The 18,240-nt window shown below is 57.4% G+C and carries 19 protein-coding genes; 10 read left to right on the top strand and 9 right to left on the bottom strand.

Annotation, left to right across the window (positions count from 1 at the left end; genetic code table 11):
- Nucleotides 1-89: 89 nt before the first annotated feature.
- Genes VL547_RS13000 through VL547_RS12985 form a run of 4 tightly spaced genes read right to left on the bottom strand, consistent with a single transcriptional unit; the run spans nt 90 to nt 3,536 of the window.
- The gene (locus tag VL547_RS13000) at nt 90-701 is read right to left on the bottom strand and encodes a porin family protein (RefSeq protein WP_325578396.1); all 612 of its coding nucleotides are present in this window, start codon (nt 699-701) and stop codon (nt 90-92) included.
- A 41-nt stretch (nt 702-742) separates the two neighbouring features.
- On the bottom strand, nt 743-1,789 hold the full coding sequence (locus VL547_RS12995; RefSeq protein ID WP_325578394.1) for a hypothetical protein: 1,047 nt from the start codon (nt 1,787-1,789) through the stop codon (nt 743-745).
- Nucleotides 1,786-3,030 carry a metallophosphoesterase gene (locus VL547_RS12990; RefSeq protein ID WP_325578392.1) on the bottom strand — a complete coding sequence of 415 codons (1,245 nt, stop codon included), beginning with the start codon at nt 3,028-3,030 and terminating at the stop codon, nt 1,786-1,788. The genes VL547_RS12995 and VL547_RS12990 overlap by 4 nt, the downstream gene beginning before the upstream one ends.
- Nucleotides 3,031-3,032: 2 nt before the next feature.
- A complete protein-coding gene (locus tag VL547_RS12985) occupies nt 3,033-3,536 on the bottom strand; it encodes an NAD(P)H-dependent oxidoreductase (protein WP_325578390.1) in 504 nt (167 codons plus the stop codon).
- Nucleotides 3,537-3,651: 115 nt separating this feature from the next.
- Here VL547_RS12985 and VL547_RS12980 point away from each other — a divergent pair, with 115 nt between their 5' ends.
- The 6 genes from VL547_RS12980 to VL547_RS12955 are packed head-to-tail and all read left to right on the top strand — an operon-like array spanning nt 3,652 to nt 7,876.
- Nucleotides 3,652-4,335, top strand: coding sequence for a metal-dependent hydrolase (locus VL547_RS12980; protein ID WP_325578388.1), 684 nt, complete (start codon nt 3,652-3,654; stop codon nt 4,333-4,335).
- A gap of 5 nt (nt 4,336-4,340) precedes the next feature.
- Complete coding sequence (locus tag VL547_RS12975; protein WP_325578386.1) at nt 4,341-5,162, top strand: AAA family ATPase; 822 nt, start codon at nt 4,341-4,343, stop codon at nt 5,160-5,162.
- A complete protein-coding gene (locus VL547_RS12970) occupies nt 5,149-6,063 on the top strand; it encodes a ParB/RepB/Spo0J family partition protein (RefSeq protein WP_325578384.1) in 915 nt (304 codons plus the stop codon). The genes VL547_RS12975 and VL547_RS12970 overlap by 14 nt, the downstream gene beginning before the upstream one ends.
- Complete coding sequence (locus VL547_RS12965) at nt 6,050-6,703, top strand: DUF5683 domain-containing protein (RefSeq protein ID WP_325578382.1); 654 nt, start codon at nt 6,050-6,052, stop codon at nt 6,701-6,703. Before VL547_RS12970 ends, VL547_RS12965 begins: the two co-directional genes overlap by 14 nt.
- Nucleotides 6,700-7,416: a 4-hydroxy-tetrahydrodipicolinate reductase gene (dapB, locus tag VL547_RS12960; RefSeq protein ID WP_325578380.1), complete on the top strand. Its 717-nt coding sequence runs from the start codon at nt 6,700-6,702 to the stop codon at nt 7,414-7,416. The genes VL547_RS12965 and dapB overlap by 4 nt, the downstream gene beginning before the upstream one ends.
- Nucleotides 7,417-7,462: 46 nt before the next feature.
- Nucleotides 7,463-7,876, top strand: coding sequence for an Rrf2 family transcriptional regulator (locus VL547_RS12955; protein ID WP_325578378.1), 414 nt, complete (start codon nt 7,463-7,465; stop codon nt 7,874-7,876).
- A 38-nt stretch (nt 7,877-7,914) separates the two neighbouring features.
- On the opposite strand, the gene VL547_RS12950 is transcribed toward VL547_RS12955, so the two are convergent.
- From VL547_RS12950 to VL547_RS12935, 4 genes are read right to left on the bottom strand one after another with little or no spacing between them, the layout of a single operon-like run.
- Entirely contained in the window at nt 7,915-8,226 is a 312-nt protein-coding gene (locus VL547_RS12950) for a rhodanese-like domain-containing protein (protein ID WP_325578372.1), read from the bottom strand.
- 38 nt (nt 8,227-8,264) lie between these two features.
- On the bottom strand, nt 8,265-9,068 hold the full coding sequence (locus VL547_RS12945; RefSeq protein WP_325578370.1) for a PASTA domain-containing protein: 804 nt from the start codon (nt 9,066-9,068) through the stop codon (nt 8,265-8,267).
- 16 nt (nt 9,069-9,084) lie between these two features.
- Nucleotides 9,085-10,062 carry a D-alanine--D-alanine ligase gene (locus VL547_RS12940; protein ID WP_325578368.1) on the bottom strand — a complete coding sequence of 326 codons (978 nt, stop codon included), beginning with the start codon at nt 10,060-10,062 and terminating at the stop codon, nt 9,085-9,087.
- On the bottom strand, nt 10,059-10,406 hold the full coding sequence (locus tag VL547_RS12935; protein WP_325578366.1) for a 4Fe-4S dicluster domain-containing protein: 348 nt from the start codon (nt 10,404-10,406) through the stop codon (nt 10,059-10,061). Before VL547_RS12935 ends, VL547_RS12940 begins: the two co-directional genes overlap by 4 nt.
- A 40-nt stretch (nt 10,407-10,446) precedes the next feature.
- Between VL547_RS12935 and VL547_RS12930 the strand changes: the two genes are divergently transcribed.
- The 4 genes from VL547_RS12930 to VL547_RS12915 all read left to right on the top strand — a co-directional run bounded on the left by VL547_RS12930 (nt 10,447) and on the right by VL547_RS12915 (nt 16,944).
- Nucleotides 10,447-11,442, top strand: coding sequence for an acyl-CoA reductase (locus VL547_RS12930; RefSeq protein ID WP_325578364.1), 996 nt, complete (start codon nt 10,447-10,449; stop codon nt 11,440-11,442).
- A gap of 132 nt (nt 11,443-11,574) precedes the next feature.
- Entirely contained in the window at nt 11,575-13,140 is a 1,566-nt protein-coding gene (locus VL547_RS12925) for a S1C family serine protease (protein ID WP_325578362.1), read from the top strand.
- A gap of 84 nt (nt 13,141-13,224) precedes the next feature.
- Nucleotides 13,225-14,469 carry a TlpA disulfide reductase family protein gene (locus VL547_RS12920; RefSeq protein ID WP_325578360.1) on the top strand — a complete coding sequence of 415 codons (1,245 nt, stop codon included), beginning with the start codon at nt 13,225-13,227 and terminating at the stop codon, nt 14,467-14,469.
- Nucleotides 14,470-14,493: 24 nt separating this feature from the next.
- Nucleotides 14,494-16,944, top strand: a complete 2,451-nt coding sequence (locus VL547_RS12915) for an ABC transporter permease (protein WP_325578358.1) — start codon at nt 14,494-14,496, stop codon at nt 16,942-16,944.
- Here VL547_RS12915 and VL547_RS12910 read toward each other — a convergent pair whose 3' ends face one another.
- Nucleotides 16,945-18,231, bottom strand: coding sequence for an alpha-amylase family glycosyl hydrolase (locus tag VL547_RS12910; RefSeq protein WP_325578356.1), 1,287 nt, complete (start codon nt 18,229-18,231; stop codon nt 16,945-16,947).
- Between the last annotated feature and the right edge of the window lie 9 nt (nt 18,232-18,240).

Below are 18,240 nucleotides of genomic sequence, written 5' to 3'. Positions count from 1 at the left end.
GCGGAGCATATATGGCCCAAAAAACGGGCCATCGCCCCGCCCGAGGTGCTACCGTTTCGAAGCGGGGAGGGCGATGGCCCAATAGGGAATTAAAGAATATTAATCCCCAGCCCCAGCTGGATACTCTGGTTCTTCCACGTGTCCGACTGCGTAGCCGAAGACGCGCTTATGTTGTTGATATTCCCCAAACCCCATCCGTAACGGGCGTATACGCGCAACCGTAAGATGTGGACTTCGGCACCGGCCAGGAGGGTCACGTCGCCGCCTTTAAAGGCGTCTTCGCCGTTGTTGAGGAGGTGTTGGTTCTTGTTGAGGAGTATCCCGAATTGCGGGCCGGCCTGGAGGTCGATGACTTTGAGGATGCGGTAGGTCAGCAGGACCGGGATACCGAGGTAGTCCAGGTGGACGTCCTTGAGCGTGCCTGGATCGGCGACCACGCCGCCGTATATCTGATGGAAGCTGGAGTCGGTCTTTGCCTGGCTTTGTATGAACAGGACTTCCGGCTGGAGGCCCCAGTGCTTGCCAAAGCGGATCTGGGCGTAGGCCCCGGCGAGGAAACCCGACTTAAAGGCCGTGCTGAAAGAAGTACCGTCGATTTTGCTCAGGTTCGCGCCCAGGTCGGCCCCCAGGCTGAAGCTTTGGGCGGAGGCCCCGGCATGAATGCCCAGAACGATGGCTAGTAATGCGAGTGCTTTTTTCATTGAGGTCTGGTTTTAACAGATAAAACGTACCGGGCGCGTAATTAGTACACCAAACCCACGCTGAGCAGATAGGAAATCCGGTAGGACGACACGCCCGGGCTGGCGTTTATGAAATACGTCGCCAAAACCTGGGAGGATACAAGGAAGTGTTTGTAGGTATATACGCCATTCAGCAGGACGCCCGTGGACTCGAAGGCCCAGGGAATGGATTCCTTGAACGAGGTGGGAAGCGGCGGCGGCGTGCCCGAGGTTTCCTCGTGGTACATGTTGGGCCGCCCTATATATTGGTCCTTTTGCCCCCGGCCACCCGTTGTATTCCCGGTTTTCAACCGGTTGGGAATCGAGATATCATAGTTGGCAGCGTCCGCCAGGGTCATGACCGTCGGCGTGAACCCGAGGTGGTCGTCCTTGGTTACCACGCCGAACCATTCAAAGTCGTGCTGCAGGGTGAAGACGCCGGCCAGGGTGTGTGCATGGACGCGTGTAACCGACGAGGCATCGGTGATATACCCGGCGACGGTCTGCACGTCGTAGCGGAAGGCGTCGAACGACCAGTCGAACGCCAGACCTGGCTCCAGCCAGAACTTCTTGAGCACCCCGTAGAGGTAAAGGTCGTTGCGTAGGGGGTTCACGCCAAAAGATAAGGAATCCTTATTGAAATACCGCGTATAGGAAATACCCGCCTCCCAGCTACGGCGTGCGATCTCGTAGGACGGCGAAATGGCGCCCTGGTATACCGTCATCCGGCCCTGGTCCGTCGTGGCGTAAACGGAGCCCGAGATCCCTAGCCCGCTCTTGTGGAGATAGGTAACGCTTGGCGTAAAAAATGTCTTGGTGACGTACCCGGTGGCCGCGGTGGCGCTTTTGGTGGTGAAAAAACCGTTCCCCGTGCCCAATTCGACCGCCAGCAGGGTTTTGGGTCGGGAGAGGGAATCGATGAAGGCGTTCAGGTCTTTTATCACGCTGTCGTCCGTCACAAGGGAGTCCGCATAGGCCGCCGTGTACGGGGAAACCGTATCAGCCGTCTGTGCAAGGCCCCGGGACGTGCAGCCCAGGATAAATAATCCACTGATCCACCAAAACCTCATACACTCTTTTGTAGTTCAAAAACGGTAATCTCGGGGAGTATGCCCACCCTGCCCGGGTAACCCAGGAAACCGAATCCCCTGTTAACATACAGCTTTTGCGCGCCTTGTTCGTATAAACCCGCCCATTCTTTATATACATATTCCACGGGGCTCCACTTAAAACCCGGGATTTCTATGCCAAACTGCATTCCGTGTGTGTGTCCCGACAGGGTCAGGTCTATATCCGGATAGGCCGGCCGCACCTGGGCATCCCAATGCGACGGGTCATGGCTCATCAGGATCTTAAAGGGATAACGCTCTGCGCCGGGATACGCTTGGTCCATCCGCCCGTACTTTGGAAAACGGGCCTTGGCGCTCCAGTTTTCGATCCCGATCAGCGCGATCTCGTCCCCTCCCCGGCGGAGGGCTACGTGCTCATTCATCAGCAGCCGCCAGCCCATCTCCCCGTGTATAGCCTTGATCCGGTCGAGGTTGGCCTGTTTGGCCTCCGCCGAGGGCCACCAGTCATAATCGCCATAGTCGTGGTTCCCCAGGGTCGAATATACCCCCATCGGGGCCTTTAACCGGGCAAATACGTGGCGGTAGGGCTCCATTTCCACCGCCTTGTTATTAACTATATCACCCGTGAACAGGATACAATCCGGACGCTCGTTGAGGATCAGGTCGATACCGTGCTCGACCGCGGCCATATCGTTAAAGCTCCCGGAATGGATATCGGACAATTGAACAAAACGGAACCCCTCGAAACCCGCCGGCAGGTTAGGGTAGGACAAAGTAACGCGACGGATATGGTAGTTGTACTTGTTGCGGAACCCATAGACCAGCGTCCCGAAAAGGGTACCGCCCACGGCCATCCCCAGCCAGCTAACGAAGGCGGACCGGCTTACCTGCTCACCCGCCACGGCTTCCCCTTCGGTCTTATGGAAAAACAGTTTTCCCACCATCCATTGGATCAGCCGCCGGAAGTCGTCCGCCAGGAAGAACAGACAGGCCAGCAGCTTGGCCAGGAATAGCCCCAGGATAATGGCCATCAGGTAGCTGCGGAGGACGTTGGAGGTTATGGAGGGAAGGATGGAGATACAAAAGACCACGGCAAGCGCCACGACCCAATAGGCGATCCCAACGCCCAGCCTGGTCCTGGGCCCCGATTGGCTGGTCAGAAAACGAACCACCTGGAAAACATAGGCGTCCAGGAGCAACATCAGCGCGATGACTATCCAAACCGTACGACCTTGTAACATATCTAAAAGGCTATAAAATCATCCAACTGTTTACGGACTACCTTCAGGGTTGCCGGATCGGTCAGTTTCCCTTGCTCGTCCAAAAGGCGGTTGACCACCGAGATGGGCAATTTATCGTGGTATACCGTCATCTTCAGGTAATGCAACACGCCGGTCAGGTGCTCCAATCCCCTCAGGTTACCCGCCCGGCCGACCGATACGCCGGTCAGCAGGGCCTTTTTCCCCCACCAGGCCTTTTCGATGTCGGAATTATCCATCAGGGCCTTCAGGACGCCGGGGTAACTTCCATTGTACTCCGGAACGACAAAAACAAATTTCGATGCCGGAACGAGGTACTTTTTTTCCACATCCTTCAGCTCCGCGGTACGTTCCAGGGTATTGAGACCGACCAGTGAGAGCAGCAGCGCCTCGATTCCCTGTTCTTTCAACAGCTCCTGGTAGACCTCCGCTATCTTTAACGTATTGCTGTCCTTTCTGTTGGTACCTGAAATAATGGTATACAGCATATGATTCAACGCAAATTACGCACATACCGGAGATTTGTTGTCTATTTTTGCCGTGAAAACGTATTTTTGGCGATTCAGCAGGCTCAATTGCAGCCCCAACCAACTTTTCACATATATGAATCTTACATTTTACGGACACGCCGCTTTCCAGGTAGTCATCAAGGGAAAGAAGATTTTGTTTGACCCCTTCATAACGGGTAATCCGCTGGCTGAAGGCAAGGTGGATCCGAACACGTTGGAGGCAGACTATATATTCCTGAGCCATGGACACGGAGACCACATCGGGGACGCCGTGAGCATTGCCAAAAGGACCGGCGCCACGGTCGTGGCGGTCTATGAGATTTTCGTATGGCTACAGCAGCAAGGCATCCAGAATGCGCACCCCATGAACACCGGCGGCAAATGGACCTTCGACTTCGGTACCGTCAAGGCCGTGGTCGCCCAGCACTCGAGCAGCTTCCCCGACGGCTCCTATGCCGGCAACCCGGTAGGGTTCGTCTTCAAAACCGATGAAGGCAACTTTTACTACAGCGGTGACACCGCCGTGACCCTGGATATGCAGCTCATCCCCGATTGGGTGACGCCCGATTTCGCGGTGCTCCCCATAGGCGATAACCTGACCATGGGCCCCGAGGATGCCGTAGCCGTGGCGCGTATGGTCAAGACCAAAACGGTAGTCGGCGTACACTATGACACGTTCGGATTTATAAAATTGGATAAGGAGTCAGCCAGGTCGACCTTTACAAAAGCCGGTATTGACCTGAAGCTACCCGCCGTCGGAGAGACGATAAAATTATAAACAGCATGGGCAGAATCATCGGAATTGCCAATCAAAAGGGGGGTGTCGGAAAAACGACGACCGCCATCAACCTGGCCGCCAGTTTCGCGGTGCTGGAGTACAAGACCCTGCTGGTCGACGCCGACCCGCAGGCCAACAGCACCACGGGCGTGGGATTCGACCTTCACAACATCACGCAGAGCCTGTACGATTGTATGGTCAATGAGACAAAAGTGAAGGACGTCATCCTGCGGAGCGATATCGAATACCTGGATGTGGTGCCTTCGCACATAGACCTGGTCGGGGCGGAGATCGAAATGATCAACCACCCGCAGCGGGAGACCGTGCTCAAGGCGATCCTCGAACCGATCAAGGACGAATACGACATCATCATCATCGACTGCTCCCCTTCGCTGGGTCTGATCACGGTCAACGCCCTGACCGCCTCGGACAGCGTGATCGTGCCGGTGCAGTGCGAGTTCTTCGCCCTGGAAGGTCTGGGCAAGCTGCTCAACACCATAAAAATCGTCCAGAACCGGCTGAACACGGAGCTCGCCATAGAAGGTATACTTATGACCATGTACGACGGCCGGCTGCGGCTGTGCAACCAGGTCGTCAGCGAAGTACGCCGCCACTTCGAAGAGCTGGTTTTCGAATCCATCGTGCACCGCAATACCCGCCTCAGCGAGGCGCCCAGCTTTGGCAAGCCTGTCATCCTGTACGACGCGGAAAGCAAGGGCACGCTTAACTACCTGAACCTCGCCAAGGAAATCCTACAGAAGAACAACCTTACCAAAATAAAACAGGAAAACAGAGTCCTGACAGAAGTGCAACATGACAAGTCCTAACAAGAAAGAGGCCCTGGGAAAGGGTATCCGCTCGCTCCTGCAGAATATCGACCAGGACCTCAAGACGACGGCGGGTACTTTGAAGAGTTCGGCAGTGGAGGCGGCCACCGGATCCAACAGGATCGCTTTGGACCAGATCTCGGTCAACCCCAAACAACCGAGGCGTGACTTCGACGAACAGGCGCTCGCCGAACTGGCGTCCTCGATCCGTATACACGACATCATCCAACCCATCACGGTCTCCCGGCTCCCGGACGGTAAATTCCGGCTCGTGGCCGGGGAACGCCGTTTCCGCGCGGCTAAGATGGCCGGCCTGACGGATATGCCGGCCTATATCCGCCAGGCAAATGACAACGAGCTGCTCGAGCTGGCCTTGCTGGAAAACCTGCAACGGGAAAACCTCAACGCCATCGAGATCGCCCTCAGCTACAAGCGCCTCATGGAGGAGCTCGAACAGACCCAGGAGCAGGTGGCGGAAAGGATGGGCAAGGAACGCAGCACCATCACGAACTACCTCAGGCTGCTGAAGCTCCCCCCCGACATCCAGGTCGCCGTCCGCAACGGCAGCCTCACCATGGGGCACGCGCGCGCGCTGATCAACGTAGACGAGGTGGACAAACAGCTCTACATCTTCGGTGAGATCAAGAACCGTCACCTGTCCGTACGGCAAACCGAGGAGCTGGTGCGCAAGCTCTACCGCCCCGGCTCGACGGCTGTTAAAAATGCAACAAAAAATACGCTCCCTGCCGCTTTTAAAAAGATAGAGGATAACTTAGCCTCCCATTTCGGGACAAAGGCTAAACTCAATCACAACAAAAAAGGGCACGGCTCCGTCACGTTGGAATATTATTCCATCCAGGAGTTGAATGCTATCCTGGAGAAGATGCATGTCAAGGTTTAAAAACATTTCGTTGCTGTTGCTGGCGCTGTCACTGTCGGTGTTTACCCGCGCCCAGATCGTACGGATCGACAGCGTACAGATCCAGCGTCCGAAGGAAGACACCTCGGACTACGAGACCAAGCACCACCGCGACCCGCAAAAGGCAACCATCCGTTCCGCCATCATCCCGGGCTGGGGTCAGGTCTACAACCACAAATACTGGAAAGTACCCATCGTTTACGGCGGGCTGGTTACAATAGCCCTGATCTTCAACTACAACATCAAGCAATACAAGCAGCTCCGTCACGCCTACACCGTGTTGACCGAATTGCAGAACGGGGACTCTTCCCAGATCCGGACCATAGATACCACCTTTCTCCTGTACAGCCCGCAGGACGTACAGTTCGCCCGCAACGAAGCCCGCCAGAACGTAGACTATTCCGTCCTTGCCTTCATCCTGATGTGGGGGCTGAACGTCATCGACGCGACGGTGGATGCGCACCTGCACGAATTCGACGTGACGGACAGGCTGACCCTGTCGCTCGAGCCCAAAAGCGCCAGCACCGGCGGCATCGCGGGTTTGTCGCTCATCCTTGACATACACCGGAAGAAGTTCCGTCCCCTGCCTTTGTTAACGAATCCAATCTTCGCCTCCAAATGAATATCGCCCTTATCGGTTATGGCAAAATGGGTAAAGCCATCGAAAGCCTTATGCCCGATCGCGGACACCAGGCCGTGCTCAAGATCGACGAACACAACCGCGCTTCTTTGACCGTGGAACAGCTTCGCCAGGCGGACGTAGCCATTGAGTTCACCGGACCCGACTCCGCCCCGGAAAACCTCCTGCTTTGCCTGGAGGCAGGCATACCCGTCGTCTGCGGGTCCACCGGCTGGCTCGACCAGTGGAGCAGGATCAAAGCCGCCTGTGAAGCCCAAAACGGCGCGTTGCTGTACGCCAGCAACTTCAGCGTGGGCGTCAATATCTTTTTTGCGCTCAACCAACGGCTGGCGGAGCTGATGAATACGCACCCCGAATACGAGGTCAGCCTGACCGAGATCCACCATACCGCCAAACGGGACGCCCCCAGCGGGACCGCGATCACCCTGGCCGAAGGCATACTGGGTGTGCTGGACCGGAAAAAAGACTGGGTCAACCACCTCAGCGACCACCCGGAGGAGCTGGAGATACTCAGCGAGCGGATCGATCCCGCTCCCGGTACCCACAAGGTGCGTTATACCTCGGATATAGACGACATCGAGATAACCCACACCGCCCATAACCGAAAAGGGTTTGCCCTGGGAGCGCTCCTGGCCGCCGAATATATATATGGCAAAAAGGGCATATATACTATGAAGCAGGTCTTGGGTCTCTGATTAATCCACTAATTTTCCATACCTTTGTGCGTTATTCAACTAACGCATGTTATCCAAGAAGACCCAATATGCTTTCCAGGCGCTGATGTACCTCGCACAGAAGGAGGAGAACGAGCCCGTTTTGATCGCCGAGATCGCCAAGAAGAAAAAGATACCCCTGAAATTCCTGGAAAATATCCTGCTGGAGTTGAAGAACGCCGGCGTCCTCGACAGCAAAAAGGGGAAGGGAGGAGGCTATTTTTTCAAGGAATCCCCCAAAAAGATAAAGCTCTCCTACGTCATGCGTACGCTCGACGGCCCCATCGCGTTGCTCCCATGCGTCAGCCTCAACTTCTACGAAAAATGCAAGAACTGCGACGAGAAGAACTGCGGGCTTAACGGCGTGATGAGCTCGGTGCGCGATTCCGCGCTGAAGATCCTCGAGAAAAAGACCGTGGCCGACATCGCCGCCGAAGGGTAGCCGGCGCCGCCCCGGTGCCGGCTACCCTGTTCCTGCGGCTACGCCAGACCGTACAGGTCCTGCCAGGCCAGCATTCCGCCAACCAGGTTCTTGACGTTTTCGAAACCCATCTGCTCCAGGAACATCGTCGCCTGTCCGCTGCGGTTACCGCTCCGGCAATAGACGATTACTTCCTTGTCCTTGAGGTCCTCGATCTCGTCCGTATCCATGGAACGGATACGGCCCAGGGGATAGAGAGTGCCCCCGATATTGAATTCGGCGTGCTCGGCGGGCTCGCGCACGTCCAGTATATTCAGCTGTTCACCCGCGTCCATGCGGGCCTTGAGCTCCTGAGGTGAAATAGTCTGCATAACCTTTATCGTTTGGGCCGTCCCTCGGGCGGCTGGGTTTACTGTTGTGTTTGTGTCGAATCCTTTCGTTCGGGTAGCTGACGGCTCACATAGACGTCGATGGTCTGCCCCGAATGGATAACGTTGATGATACCGTCGCCGGAGGTCGGCGTCGGGTTCTGCCGGTAGATAAAACCGGCGGAGGTGTCCGTCACATCGGCATCGGGCACCACCGAACCCATGGCCAGCCCGTTGGCTTCCAGCACGACCCGGGCGTCCGACAGACGCATCCCGAAGAGGTCGGGGACCTGTATCTGGGTCTCCGCGATGCCTTCTCCGAGCACCAGCGACACTTCCGTTCCCATGGGAATCTTCGCGCCCGCCTTGGCAGACTGTCCCCCCACGAGCATATCCAGCACCGTGTTCCGGGCGAAGTCGGGCTTATAGCTCGTGTCGCCCATTTTCAAACCGTATCCTTCCAGGCTGCTTTGGGCAAACTTGAACTGCAACCCTATCAGGTTGGGGAGCTCGATCATCGGCGGGATGGCCCGGTTGATGGTCAGGTAGACGGTACGGCCCTTCTTGACTTCGTCGCCCGCGTCCGGGCTTTGCCAGACAATCGACAATTTCGGCAGGTTATCCCTATAGGCGGAATCTTCCACTGAGACGTCGAGACCGGAGGTTTTAAGGGTACGCGTAGCGGCTTCTATATCCATTCCCTTGACGGAGGGGACCTTTACCGTTTCATTGTGGCGGGTAAAGCTGCGCAACAGGACGATAAAAGTGAGCAGCAGGACCACGGCTATGACCACTACGGCCAGGAGGTTTGCCCAAAAGGAACGGTGCGTGATGAATCGGAACACTGAGAGTTTGTTTTTGTTAACGCCGACTAGCCAGGGCTTCGTCTATCAAAAAGGAATAAAATTCTTTCAGCGTCCATCCCGCCGCCTTAACCTGCTGGGGCACTATGCTGGCCTCGCTCTGACCGGGCACGGTATTCACCTCCAGGAAAAAGGGCTCGTTCACCGGCTCGTTGTAGATGAAATCGATCCGCACGATGCCGCGACAATTCAGCAGGGCATATATCTTTTTCGCGGCGGCCCTCACCTTATCCGCCCATTCCTGGGGTACGTCCGCGGGCGTGATCTCCTCGCTGGCACCGAGGTATTTCGCCTCGAAATCGAAAAAGGCGTTTTTGGACCGGATCTCCGTGATCGGCAGGGTAACGATATCCCCCTGTCGACGGAAAACGCCCACGGTCAATTCCCTGCCCTCGATGAATTCCTCGACGAGGACCTGGGTATCGACCCCAAAAGCCTTTTCAATTGCCGTGCCTAATTCTTCGGAAGGCGTCATCACTTTTGACGTGGCTATGCTCGACCCCCCGTTGTTGGGTTTGACAAAAACGGGGAACCGAAGACCCGCGACTTGTTGCTCCGGGCTCGGGAAGCGGTCCTCGACCAGGAGCACCGAACGGGCGACGTGTATGCCGCCCATGCCCGCCACCGCAACGGTAAACCGCTTGTTGAAGGTCAGGGCGGACGTCGCGGCGTCGCAGGAAGTATACGGGAGTCCGAGCATGTCGAAATAACCCTGGAGCTTGCCGTCTTCGCCGGGGGTACCGTGGATACCGATCAAAACCGCGTCGAAATGGACCTTGCGCCCGTCCGCAACGATGGAAAAGTCGTTCTTATCCACGGGCTGGTCGCCGTACCACCAGCCATCCGTACGGATATCGATGGTATACGCTTCGTACTTCTCCCGGTCGATGTTGGCCGAGATCGTGACGGCGCTTTTGTAGGAAATCTCCGATTCCCCGGAATAACCGCCGGTGACAAAAGCTATGGTACGCCTCATATGTGCAGCCGCTCTTTCTTGGACAGCAGCTCTTCTACCGTTTCCCGGTACATTTCGTCGGGAACGCAGCAGTCCACGGGGCAAACCGCCGCGCACTGGGGCTCTTCGTGGAAGCCCTGGCACTCCGTGCATTTATTGGGAACGATGTAATACGTATCGACGCTGATGGGCGCGAAACGCTGGGAAGCGTCCACGCTGGCGCCATCCATCAGCTGGTAGCTGCCCTTTACAGTGGTACCGTCCGAAATGGCCCATTCCACGCCGCCCTCGTAAATCGCATTGTTTGGGCATTCAGGCTCGCAGGCCCCGCAGTTGATGCACTCTTCGGTAATTTTAATTGCCATACAATCAGTTATTTTTGCTGGACAAAAATAGGCAAGCTCAGTGAATTTACGACAAAGAATTGAAATGCTCGGGCGGCTGGGGGACTACATGGCATCGGCCGATCCCGCCTGGGTTTCCGCGAAAGAACGGGCGTTTGCCCTCAACCCCTGGTTTGTTCCGGCCTTCATAGAACAGTCGGTAGACAACATCGTGAGGCAATATCTCCAACCCGCGCTGCTGGAAGCGTGGGCCGCAGAAACGGTGAACCCACGCAACGTAGGCGTCGTCATGGCGGGCAATATCCCGCTGGTCGGCTTCCACGACTTCCTTTGCGTCTTCGTCAGCGGTCACCGCCAAACGATCAAGCTGTCCTCGAAGGACAACGTGCTCCTCCCCCACCTCGTCGGCCGGCTGACCGAATGGGCGCCGGGGCTGAAGGAAACGATCGTTTTCGCCGAAGTGCTCAAAGGCTGTGACGCGTATATCGCCACGGGCTCGGGCAACAGCTCCCGTTATTTCGAATACTATTTCGGAAGGTATCCCAGCATCATCCGCCGCAACCGCACCTCGGTCGCCCTTCTGGACGGGACCGAAACGCCGGGGGAGCTGGACCAGCTGGCCGACGACATCCAGCTGTACTTCGGGCTCGGTTGCCGCAACGTGACCAAGGTCTATGTACCCGGGGGATACGATTTCCTTCCCCTCCTACATGCCCTGCGCCGGTACGCCTGGTTCTTCGACCACCACAAGTACCGGAATAACTACGACTACCAGCTGGCAAGCTACCTCATGAACAGCCGCTTCTACATGACCAACGATTCCATCGTATTGTTGGAGCAAAAGGAACTGTTCTCCCCTATAGGTACATTATATTACGAATTTTACAAATATGATGCCGCCGCCCCGGCCCGGATGCGCGAGTCTTTGGAGGGCAACACGGATATTCAATGCATAGCCGGACATGGCGCCCTCCCCTTCGGCGCCGCCCAGAAACCCCTGCTGGGCGATTACGCCGACGGTGTAGATACCCTGGCCTTTTTGACCCGGATTCCGTAACTTTAAAGGGAGCACACGATCTACGAAGACCTTCCTAAATAATTGTTAATTCAAAAGGCTTTAAGATCGGCCCTTATCTAGTCTTCGTTAATTTTACACCATCCAAGCAACAGAAGACAAAAACGAACAACCATGAACTGGAAAGGTATCCTTACAACAGTATTGATCAGCGCGGCCACGGCCGTAGCAAGTGTGGGGCTGTACTCCAAATTCGAACAACGTAACAACTACGTTTGGAAGGACAGCCAGGGAAAGGTGCCTGTGAACTATGCCGGCTTTTTTAACAAGGACGGCAGTCCCGCAGAACCTGTAGACTTTGAAACGGCCGCCAATACCGCCATCCCCGCGGTCGTGCATATCAAGACCATCACCAACCCGCGGCAGGTGTCCAACAACCTGCCCCGTCAGCAACGCAACCCGTTTGCGGAGCTGTTCGGGCTGGGCGACGACGATCCCTTCGGGGATATGTTCCGGCAGCGGAACATCCCGGGCCAGCAGGCCTCCGGCTCCGGGGTCATCATCAGCGAAGACGGCTACATCGTAACCAACAACCACGTCATCGACGGGGCGGACGAAGTGAACGTCACGCTGAGCAACAAGAAACAATTAAAGGCAAAGGTGGTCGGCAGCGACCCATCGACCGACATCGCGGTGCTGAAGATCGAAGGGCACGGTTACCCCTATCTCCTGTATGGGAACTCGGATGACGTGCACATCGGCCAATGGGTGCTGGCGGTAGGCTATCCCTTCACCCTGGAAACCACGGTCACCGCGGGGATCGTCAGCGCCAAGTCCCGCGCCCTGGGGATCAACTCCCGCAAGGCCGCCAACACCGCGATCGAGTCCTTTATCCAGACCGACGCCGCGGTCAACCCCGGTAACAGCGGGGGCGCCCTGATCAACCCGAAGGGTGAGCTGATCGGCATCAACTCCGCCATCGCTTCCCCCACCGGTTCTTTCGCGGGGTACTCCTTCGCCATTCCGGTCAACATCGCCAAGAAGGTGGTCAACGACATCATCGCCTATGGCTCCGTTCAACGCGGTTACCTGGGCATCGAATATCCCAACGAGCAGCAGCTCGACGAGCTTACGCCGGAACAGCGTAAGCAACAGGGGCTCCGCGACGACGTCGACGGCGTATTCATCAGCGCGGTCACCAAGGGTGGCGCCGCTGAAGCCGCCGGTCTCCAAAAGGGCGACGTCATTACCAAAATCAACGGTAGCACCATCAGCGGCGGCGCCGACTTGCAGGGGCTGATCGCGCGGTACAAACCCGGTGAAAAGATCACCATTACCTTCAAGCGCGACGGTGGCGAACACAGGGTCGACGCCACGCTGAAGAACAAGATCGGCACCGAGGACATCACCGTCTCCACCGTCCTGGACAAGCTGGGGGCCCAGCTCACCACCCTGGACGAAAAGAAGGCCAAGCAACTGGGTGTCAAGGGCGGGGTCGTAGTCTCCGGCATCAGCCGCGGGATCATCAGCGACCAGACCATGATGAAGAACAATTTCGTCATCCTTCGCGTGGATGGCAAGGACATCGTGAATACCGACCAGCTGAAGGCGGCCCTGGCCGGTAAGTCCAGCGTCAACATCGAGGGCATATATCCCGGTTTTGAAGGCGTCTACCAGTATGGTCTGAACGACCTCAATGGCGCCGGCTCTTCGCAAGGCGGAGACGACGACGGGCAATAACGCAGTCTACCAAACATATAGGCTAAAGGGCCGCCCATCACGGGTGGCCCTTTTTCATACCGTGTCGTGGCCTAACTTTGCGGTATGAGAAAGTTAACGTTGATGGCGCTGGCCCTCCTCCTGACGGCGGCCGCCTCCGCCCAGGGAAGACCGGTCTTCTACCACGGCTGGTGGCAGGCGAACATCGTCCGACCCGATGGGCAAAATATCGTTTTCAATTTCCTGGTCAAGGACTCCGCGGGCAAAACCATACTGTATGTCCGCAACGCCGCCGAAAGGCTGCTCGTCGACGACATCCGCTTCACGGGTGACTCCCTCCAGATCCATATGCCCTTCTTCGAGGCGTCCTTCCGGGCGCGTATCGAAAAAAACGGCCGGCTCACCGGTGAATTCGTCCGGCGTTTGGCCGAAGGCGAGCTGGTGATGCCCTTTTACGCGCTGCCCAACAACGAAGAACGCTTCGCCCTCACCGGCGGACCCGCCTCCAGAAACGCGCAAGGACGTTATGCGGTCCGCTTCATAAGCGCCGCGGGCGCCACGATGGATACCGCCGTCGGCGAATTCTTCCAGGACGGCAACCACGTCACCGGGACCTTTCTCACGCCATCGGGCGACTACCGCTACCTGGAGGGCGTCGTCACCGGTGACTCCCTCAAAGTGTCGACCTTCGATGGCAACCACTCCTTTGTCTTCACCGCGCGCGTCGGTCCCGATCGTAGCCTGCACGGCGCCATCTTTTCCAACAAAGCCCCCGCGGCCGCCTGGGAAGGCGCCTGGAATCCGCAGGCCAACCTCCCGGCCGGCGCCGCCGTAGCGCACCTGGTCAACAAGGACTCGGCCTACCTGCGCTTCCGCTTCCCCGACCTGGACAGCACCCTCGTATCCATCCGGGACGACCGCTTCCGGGGCAAGGTAGTCGTGATCCAGATCATGGGCTCCTGGTGTCCCAATTGTATGGACGAAACCGCTTTTCTTTCCCCCTGGTACCGCGCCAACCACCAACGTGGCGTCGAGGTCGTCGGACTCGCCTACGAGCGCTCTACCGACTTCCGGCGCTCCCGTGCCGGTTTGATGACTTTTAAAAATCGTTTTCACGTCACGTACCCCATGCTGATCACCGGCGTGACCGTGGGCGACCCCGACAAGGCGGCCAAGACGCTCCCGCAACTGGACGCCATCGACGCGTTCCCGTCAACCCTCTTCCTGGACAAACACGGCCGCGTCCGCCGCATTACCGCCGGTTTCGAGGGGCCGGGCACCGGGGAACATTACGCGGCGTTCCAGAAGGACTTCAACGACTATATCGATACCCTCCTGGCTGAAAATTGATTATATTTGGATATAGTATATCCAATGACGAAACAATATTTTTCCGCGGCCGTCCGTCATTTGCGGAACCGTCGCCTCTTTACGTTGCTCAATATACTGGGGCTGTCTATCGGTATCAGCGCCTGCTGGGTAGTATACCGGATCGCCGCTTTTGAGTTCAGCTATGAAAAAAACATCCCGGACGCCCGGCACATTTACCGGGTGGTGAGCGGCTTTGTCTTCGATGGCAAGGAGTCTTACAACGGCGGCGCTTCTGCCCCGCTCTACCAGGATTTGCGGAAAGAAGCGCCCGGATTGAAGAACGTGGTACCGCTGTTCGGGCAATGGGTGACTGCCGTACGGGTCGACAATCCCAACAGGGAACCGGTGGTGGCGGAGGAACCACAGGGCATCGCGGCTACCGATCCCGCGTACTTCTCCATGGTACCCTATCGCTGGCTGGCCGGCAACCCGGCTACCGCCTTGTCGGGACCCCACCAGGTCGTATTGACCGAAAGCCGGGCCCGGCAATATTTCCCGGGACTGGCGCCGCGCGATGTGCTGAACCGGACCGTCCAATATTTTGGCCAGGATACGGTAAGCCTTACCGTCGTCGGTATCGTTGCCGACCTGGAGGGGCAGACCGAGTTTACCGCCAAGGAGCTCTGCAGCCTGCCACCACGGGTCTATCCCCTGGCTGAGTGGACCAACACCAACGGACAGGATAAGCTCTATCTGCAGCTGCAACCCAATACCAGCGCTGCAAGCACCCTGGCGGAAGTCGGGCGCATCGTGGACCTGAAGGTCAAAGAATTCACGGCGCAGCGAAAAACGGCATTCAAGTTCAAACGGTGGTTTCAGTTGTTACCGCTGAGGGAGTCCCATTTTGCAACGTATATCCACGAACGGGACATGCACAAGATAAACAAAGACGTGCTCTACGGGCTGATCGGCGTCGCGGCATTCCTGATGCTCCTAGCGTGTATCAACTACATCAACATGGGGGTTGCGTCGATTCCCCAGCGGGCAAAGGAGATCGGTGTACGGAAGACGCTCGGCAGCAGCCGTTCGGCCCTGATCGGGCAATTCCTGGCGGAGACCTTGCTCACGACACTGGTTGCCTCCACCCTGGCGTATGTCCTCAGCCTGGGCGCCTTTTCGCTGCTCCGCGACATAATCCCGGAGGGCGTCCGTCCGTTGGGAGACGGTTGGAGACTGTTGCTTTTTATCACGATCGTCGTCATCGCCGTTACCGCGCTGTCGGGTTTGTATCCCGGGTGGCTGATCACCAAAGTCCGTACGGTGACCATATTCCGTCATGCATCCGTGCTCAGGAGCCGCGGGAGCCGGATCAGCCTGCAAAGGGGATTGATCGTTTTCCAGTTCGTAATCGCCATAGCTTTTATCGGCGGAGCCATCATCGCCGGAAGACAACTCCACTATGCGATCTATTCGGACATGGGTTTTGACAAGGAAGCCGTCGTCCTGGTCAGGATTCCCTGGAAATATCTCGACAACCCGGCTTATAAGGGCAGGCAATTCAGTCTGCTCGCCGAGCTGAAGACCATTCCGGGCATCCGGTACGCCGCCCTGGGCGAAGAACCCATGTCGTCCAGCTACAATTCGGGTTCGTTCAGTACGGCAACCGGCAATCCGGAGCTCGATTCCAGGAACGTATTCAGAAAACGCATCGATACCGGGTATTTCCGGATATATGGCTTTCACCTGCTGGCCGGACGGAATATCCTGGCATCGGATACCGCGACCGAGTACGTCATAAACGAGTCCGCCGTCAAGGCTTTTGGCTTCAATTCCCCCCAGGACGCCATCGGCAACCTCATCGGCGAACGGGGCGCTCCGAAGCTGCCCATCGTGGGCGTCGTAGCAGACTTCCATACGCAAAACTTCTATACGACCATCGATCCCGTAGCCATGATGGCCGATAACGAAAAACTGTCTACGATCAACCTTAAGATGGACGGAAACGTTCACAACTGGCAGGCCACGCTGAAAGCCGCGGAGCGGCGGTGGAATACCTTCTACCCGGCCGGTAGCTTCACCTACAGCTTTTACGACGACACGATCGCCGCGTTATACAAGGACGAACGGAACATGGTAACGCTGGTCAACCTGACCACCGCCATCGCCATCTTCATCAGCTGCCTCGGGCTGTTCGGGCTGGCCGTCCTGACGGCTCACCAGCGTACCAGGGAGATAGGCATCCGGAAGGTGCTCGGTGCCTCCGTCGCAGGCATCGTAGGCTTGTTGTCGCGGGAGTACGTACAGCTCGTTGGCCTGGCCATCGCCATCGCCACGCCGGTTACCTGGTGGGCCATGCACCGGTGGCTGCAAAACTTTGCCTACAAGACGCCGCTAAGCTGGTGGCTGTTTGCCCTGGCGGGCATACTGGCGATAGCCGCCGCGCTGCTGACCGTCGGTTTCCAGGCATTAAAAGCGGCCAGGGCCAACCCGGTAAAAAGTCTGAAGACGGAATAACTAGCGCTCCATCACCATAAAGCCCCACGGCTGGAGGATGAAGTCCTTGTCGCGCCCGACGTCGCCCCGCCGCCCGGTAAAGGCGTCGGTATACGCGCCGGCGGCCCAGTCATCGTTCAACCGGAAGGTCGCTGCATCCCTGGAGAAATTCAGGTACACCAGCACTTCCTTGTCACCGCGTTTGCGCAAAAACGCAAACACCTTGTCGTCGGCGGTCGTGTGGAGGCGGTAGGTCGTGACCGCGGAATCGCCCGCGCGAAGGGCCGGATTCCGGCTATGGAGCGTCAGGAGCGTGTGGTAGAAGTCCTGGAGGGAAGGAGCCCCCCCACCCCAGTCGATGGGGTCGTGCTCGAAGAATTTCAAACGCTTGTGGTTCGGCAGCTCCTGCCCGCTATAGATCATGGGCAGCCCGTTCCAGGTACAGCTGAAGACGGCCAGGGGGAGCGCCATGTCGCCATATTTTTCGTACTCGGTGCCGTTCCAGGTATTCTCGTCGTGGTTGGCCGTGAACCAGAGGCGCATCGACTCCGCGGGCGGTTTGTCGTTATAGGCGTAGAGCACGCTGTCGAGGGCGGAAATAGCGCCGTGCTGTTTGTAGAACTCCTCGGTCCGGTGCATCCAGGTCCAGGTATAGGCGGCGTCGAAGACGGTGAGGTAGTCGGGGTTGTCGAGCTGGTCGAGCTCGGCCATCCAGAAAAGCGGCTTGACACTATCCACCGACCGCCGGGCCTCCGCCCAGAAGTCCAGGGGCACGAGCATGGCCATGTCGCAACGGAAGCCGTCTATGTCACAGGTCCGGACCCAGAACTGCATGCTCGATATCATGGAGGTACGCAGCGCGGGGTTGGCGTAATCCAGGTCGATTACGTCCGCCCACCCGTGGGGATCGTAGAATTGGCCATGCTCGTTCCGTTTATAGAAATCGGGGTGTTCCCTGACCCATTTGTGGTCCCAGCCCGTGTGGTTGGCAACCCAGTCGATGATAACCTTCAGCCCCAGGTGGTGCGCCTGCTGGATGAGGTTGCGCAGGTCTTCCAGGGTGCCGAATTCGGGGTTGACGGCGGTATAGTCCGCCGCGGCATAATAGCTGCCCAGGGTACCCTGGCGTTTCTCGACGCTGATCGGCGTGACCGGCATCAGCCAAAGGGTCTCCACCCCCATGGCCTTAAGGCGGGGAAGGGATCGGGAAAAGGCGTTAAAGGTGCCTTCCGGCGAATATTGCCGGATGTTGACTTCATAGACGTTGGTAGCGTGTACCCAGGGTAGGGGCTGAAATTGTTTTTCCATAGTTACTGG

Origin of the sequence: Dinghuibacter sp., from assembly GCF_035492835.1 — a bacterium.
Lineage (GTDB): Bacteria > Bacteroidota > Bacteroidia > Chitinophagales > Chitinophagaceae > Dinghuibacter.
This window is presented reverse-complemented; position numbering and strand designations above follow the sequence as displayed.

Coding starts and splice junctions, on each gene's coding strand:
- VL547_RS13000 (WP_325578396.1), bottom strand. CDS start 701: ATGAAAAAAGCACTCGCATTACTAGCCATCGTTCTGGGCATTCATGCC.
- VL547_RS12995 (WP_325578394.1), bottom strand. CDS start 1,789: ATGAGGTTTTGGTGGATCAGTGGATTATTTATCCTGGGCTGCACGTCC.
- VL547_RS12990 (WP_325578392.1), bottom strand. CDS start 3,030: ATGTTACAAGGTCGTACGGTTTGGATAGTCATCGCGCTGATGTTGCTC.
- VL547_RS12985 (WP_325578390.1), bottom strand. CDS start 3,536: ATGCTGTATACCATTATTTCAGGTACCAACAGAAAGGACAGCAATACG.
- VL547_RS12980 (WP_325578388.1), top strand. CDS start 3,652: ATGAATCTTACATTTTACGGACACGCCGCTTTCCAGGTAGTCATCAAG.
- VL547_RS12975 (WP_325578386.1), top strand. CDS start 4,341: ATGGGCAGAATCATCGGAATTGCCAATCAAAAGGGGGGTGTCGGAAAA.
- VL547_RS12970 (WP_325578384.1), top strand. CDS start 5,149: ATGACAAGTCCTAACAAGAAAGAGGCCCTGGGAAAGGGTATCCGCTCG.
- VL547_RS12965 (WP_325578382.1), top strand. CDS start 6,050: ATGTCAAGGTTTAAAAACATTTCGTTGCTGTTGCTGGCGCTGTCACTG.
- dapB (WP_325578380.1), top strand. CDS start 6,700: ATGAATATCGCCCTTATCGGTTATGGCAAAATGGGTAAAGCCATCGAA.
- VL547_RS12955 (WP_325578378.1), top strand. CDS start 7,463: ATGTTATCCAAGAAGACCCAATATGCTTTCCAGGCGCTGATGTACCTC.
- VL547_RS12950 (WP_325578372.1), bottom strand. CDS start 8,226: ATGCAGACTATTTCACCTCAGGAGCTCAAGGCCCGCATGGACGCGGGT.
- VL547_RS12940 (WP_325578368.1), bottom strand. CDS start 10,062: ATGAGGCGTACCATAGCTTTTGTCACCGGCGGTTATTCCGGGGAATCG.
- VL547_RS12935 (WP_325578366.1), bottom strand. CDS start 10,406: ATGGCAATTAAAATTACCGAAGAGTGCATCAACTGCGGGGCCTGCGAG.
- VL547_RS12925 (WP_325578362.1), top strand. CDS start 11,575: ATGAACTGGAAAGGTATCCTTACAACAGTATTGATCAGCGCGGCCACG.
- VL547_RS12920 (WP_325578360.1), top strand. CDS start 13,225: ATGAGAAAGTTAACGTTGATGGCGCTGGCCCTCCTCCTGACGGCGGCC.
- VL547_RS12915 (WP_325578358.1), top strand. CDS start 14,494: ATGACGAAACAATATTTTTCCGCGGCCGTCCGTCATTTGCGGAACCGT.
- VL547_RS12910 (WP_325578356.1), bottom strand. CDS start 18,231: ATGGAAAAACAATTTCAGCCCCTACCCTGGGTACACGCTACCAACGTC.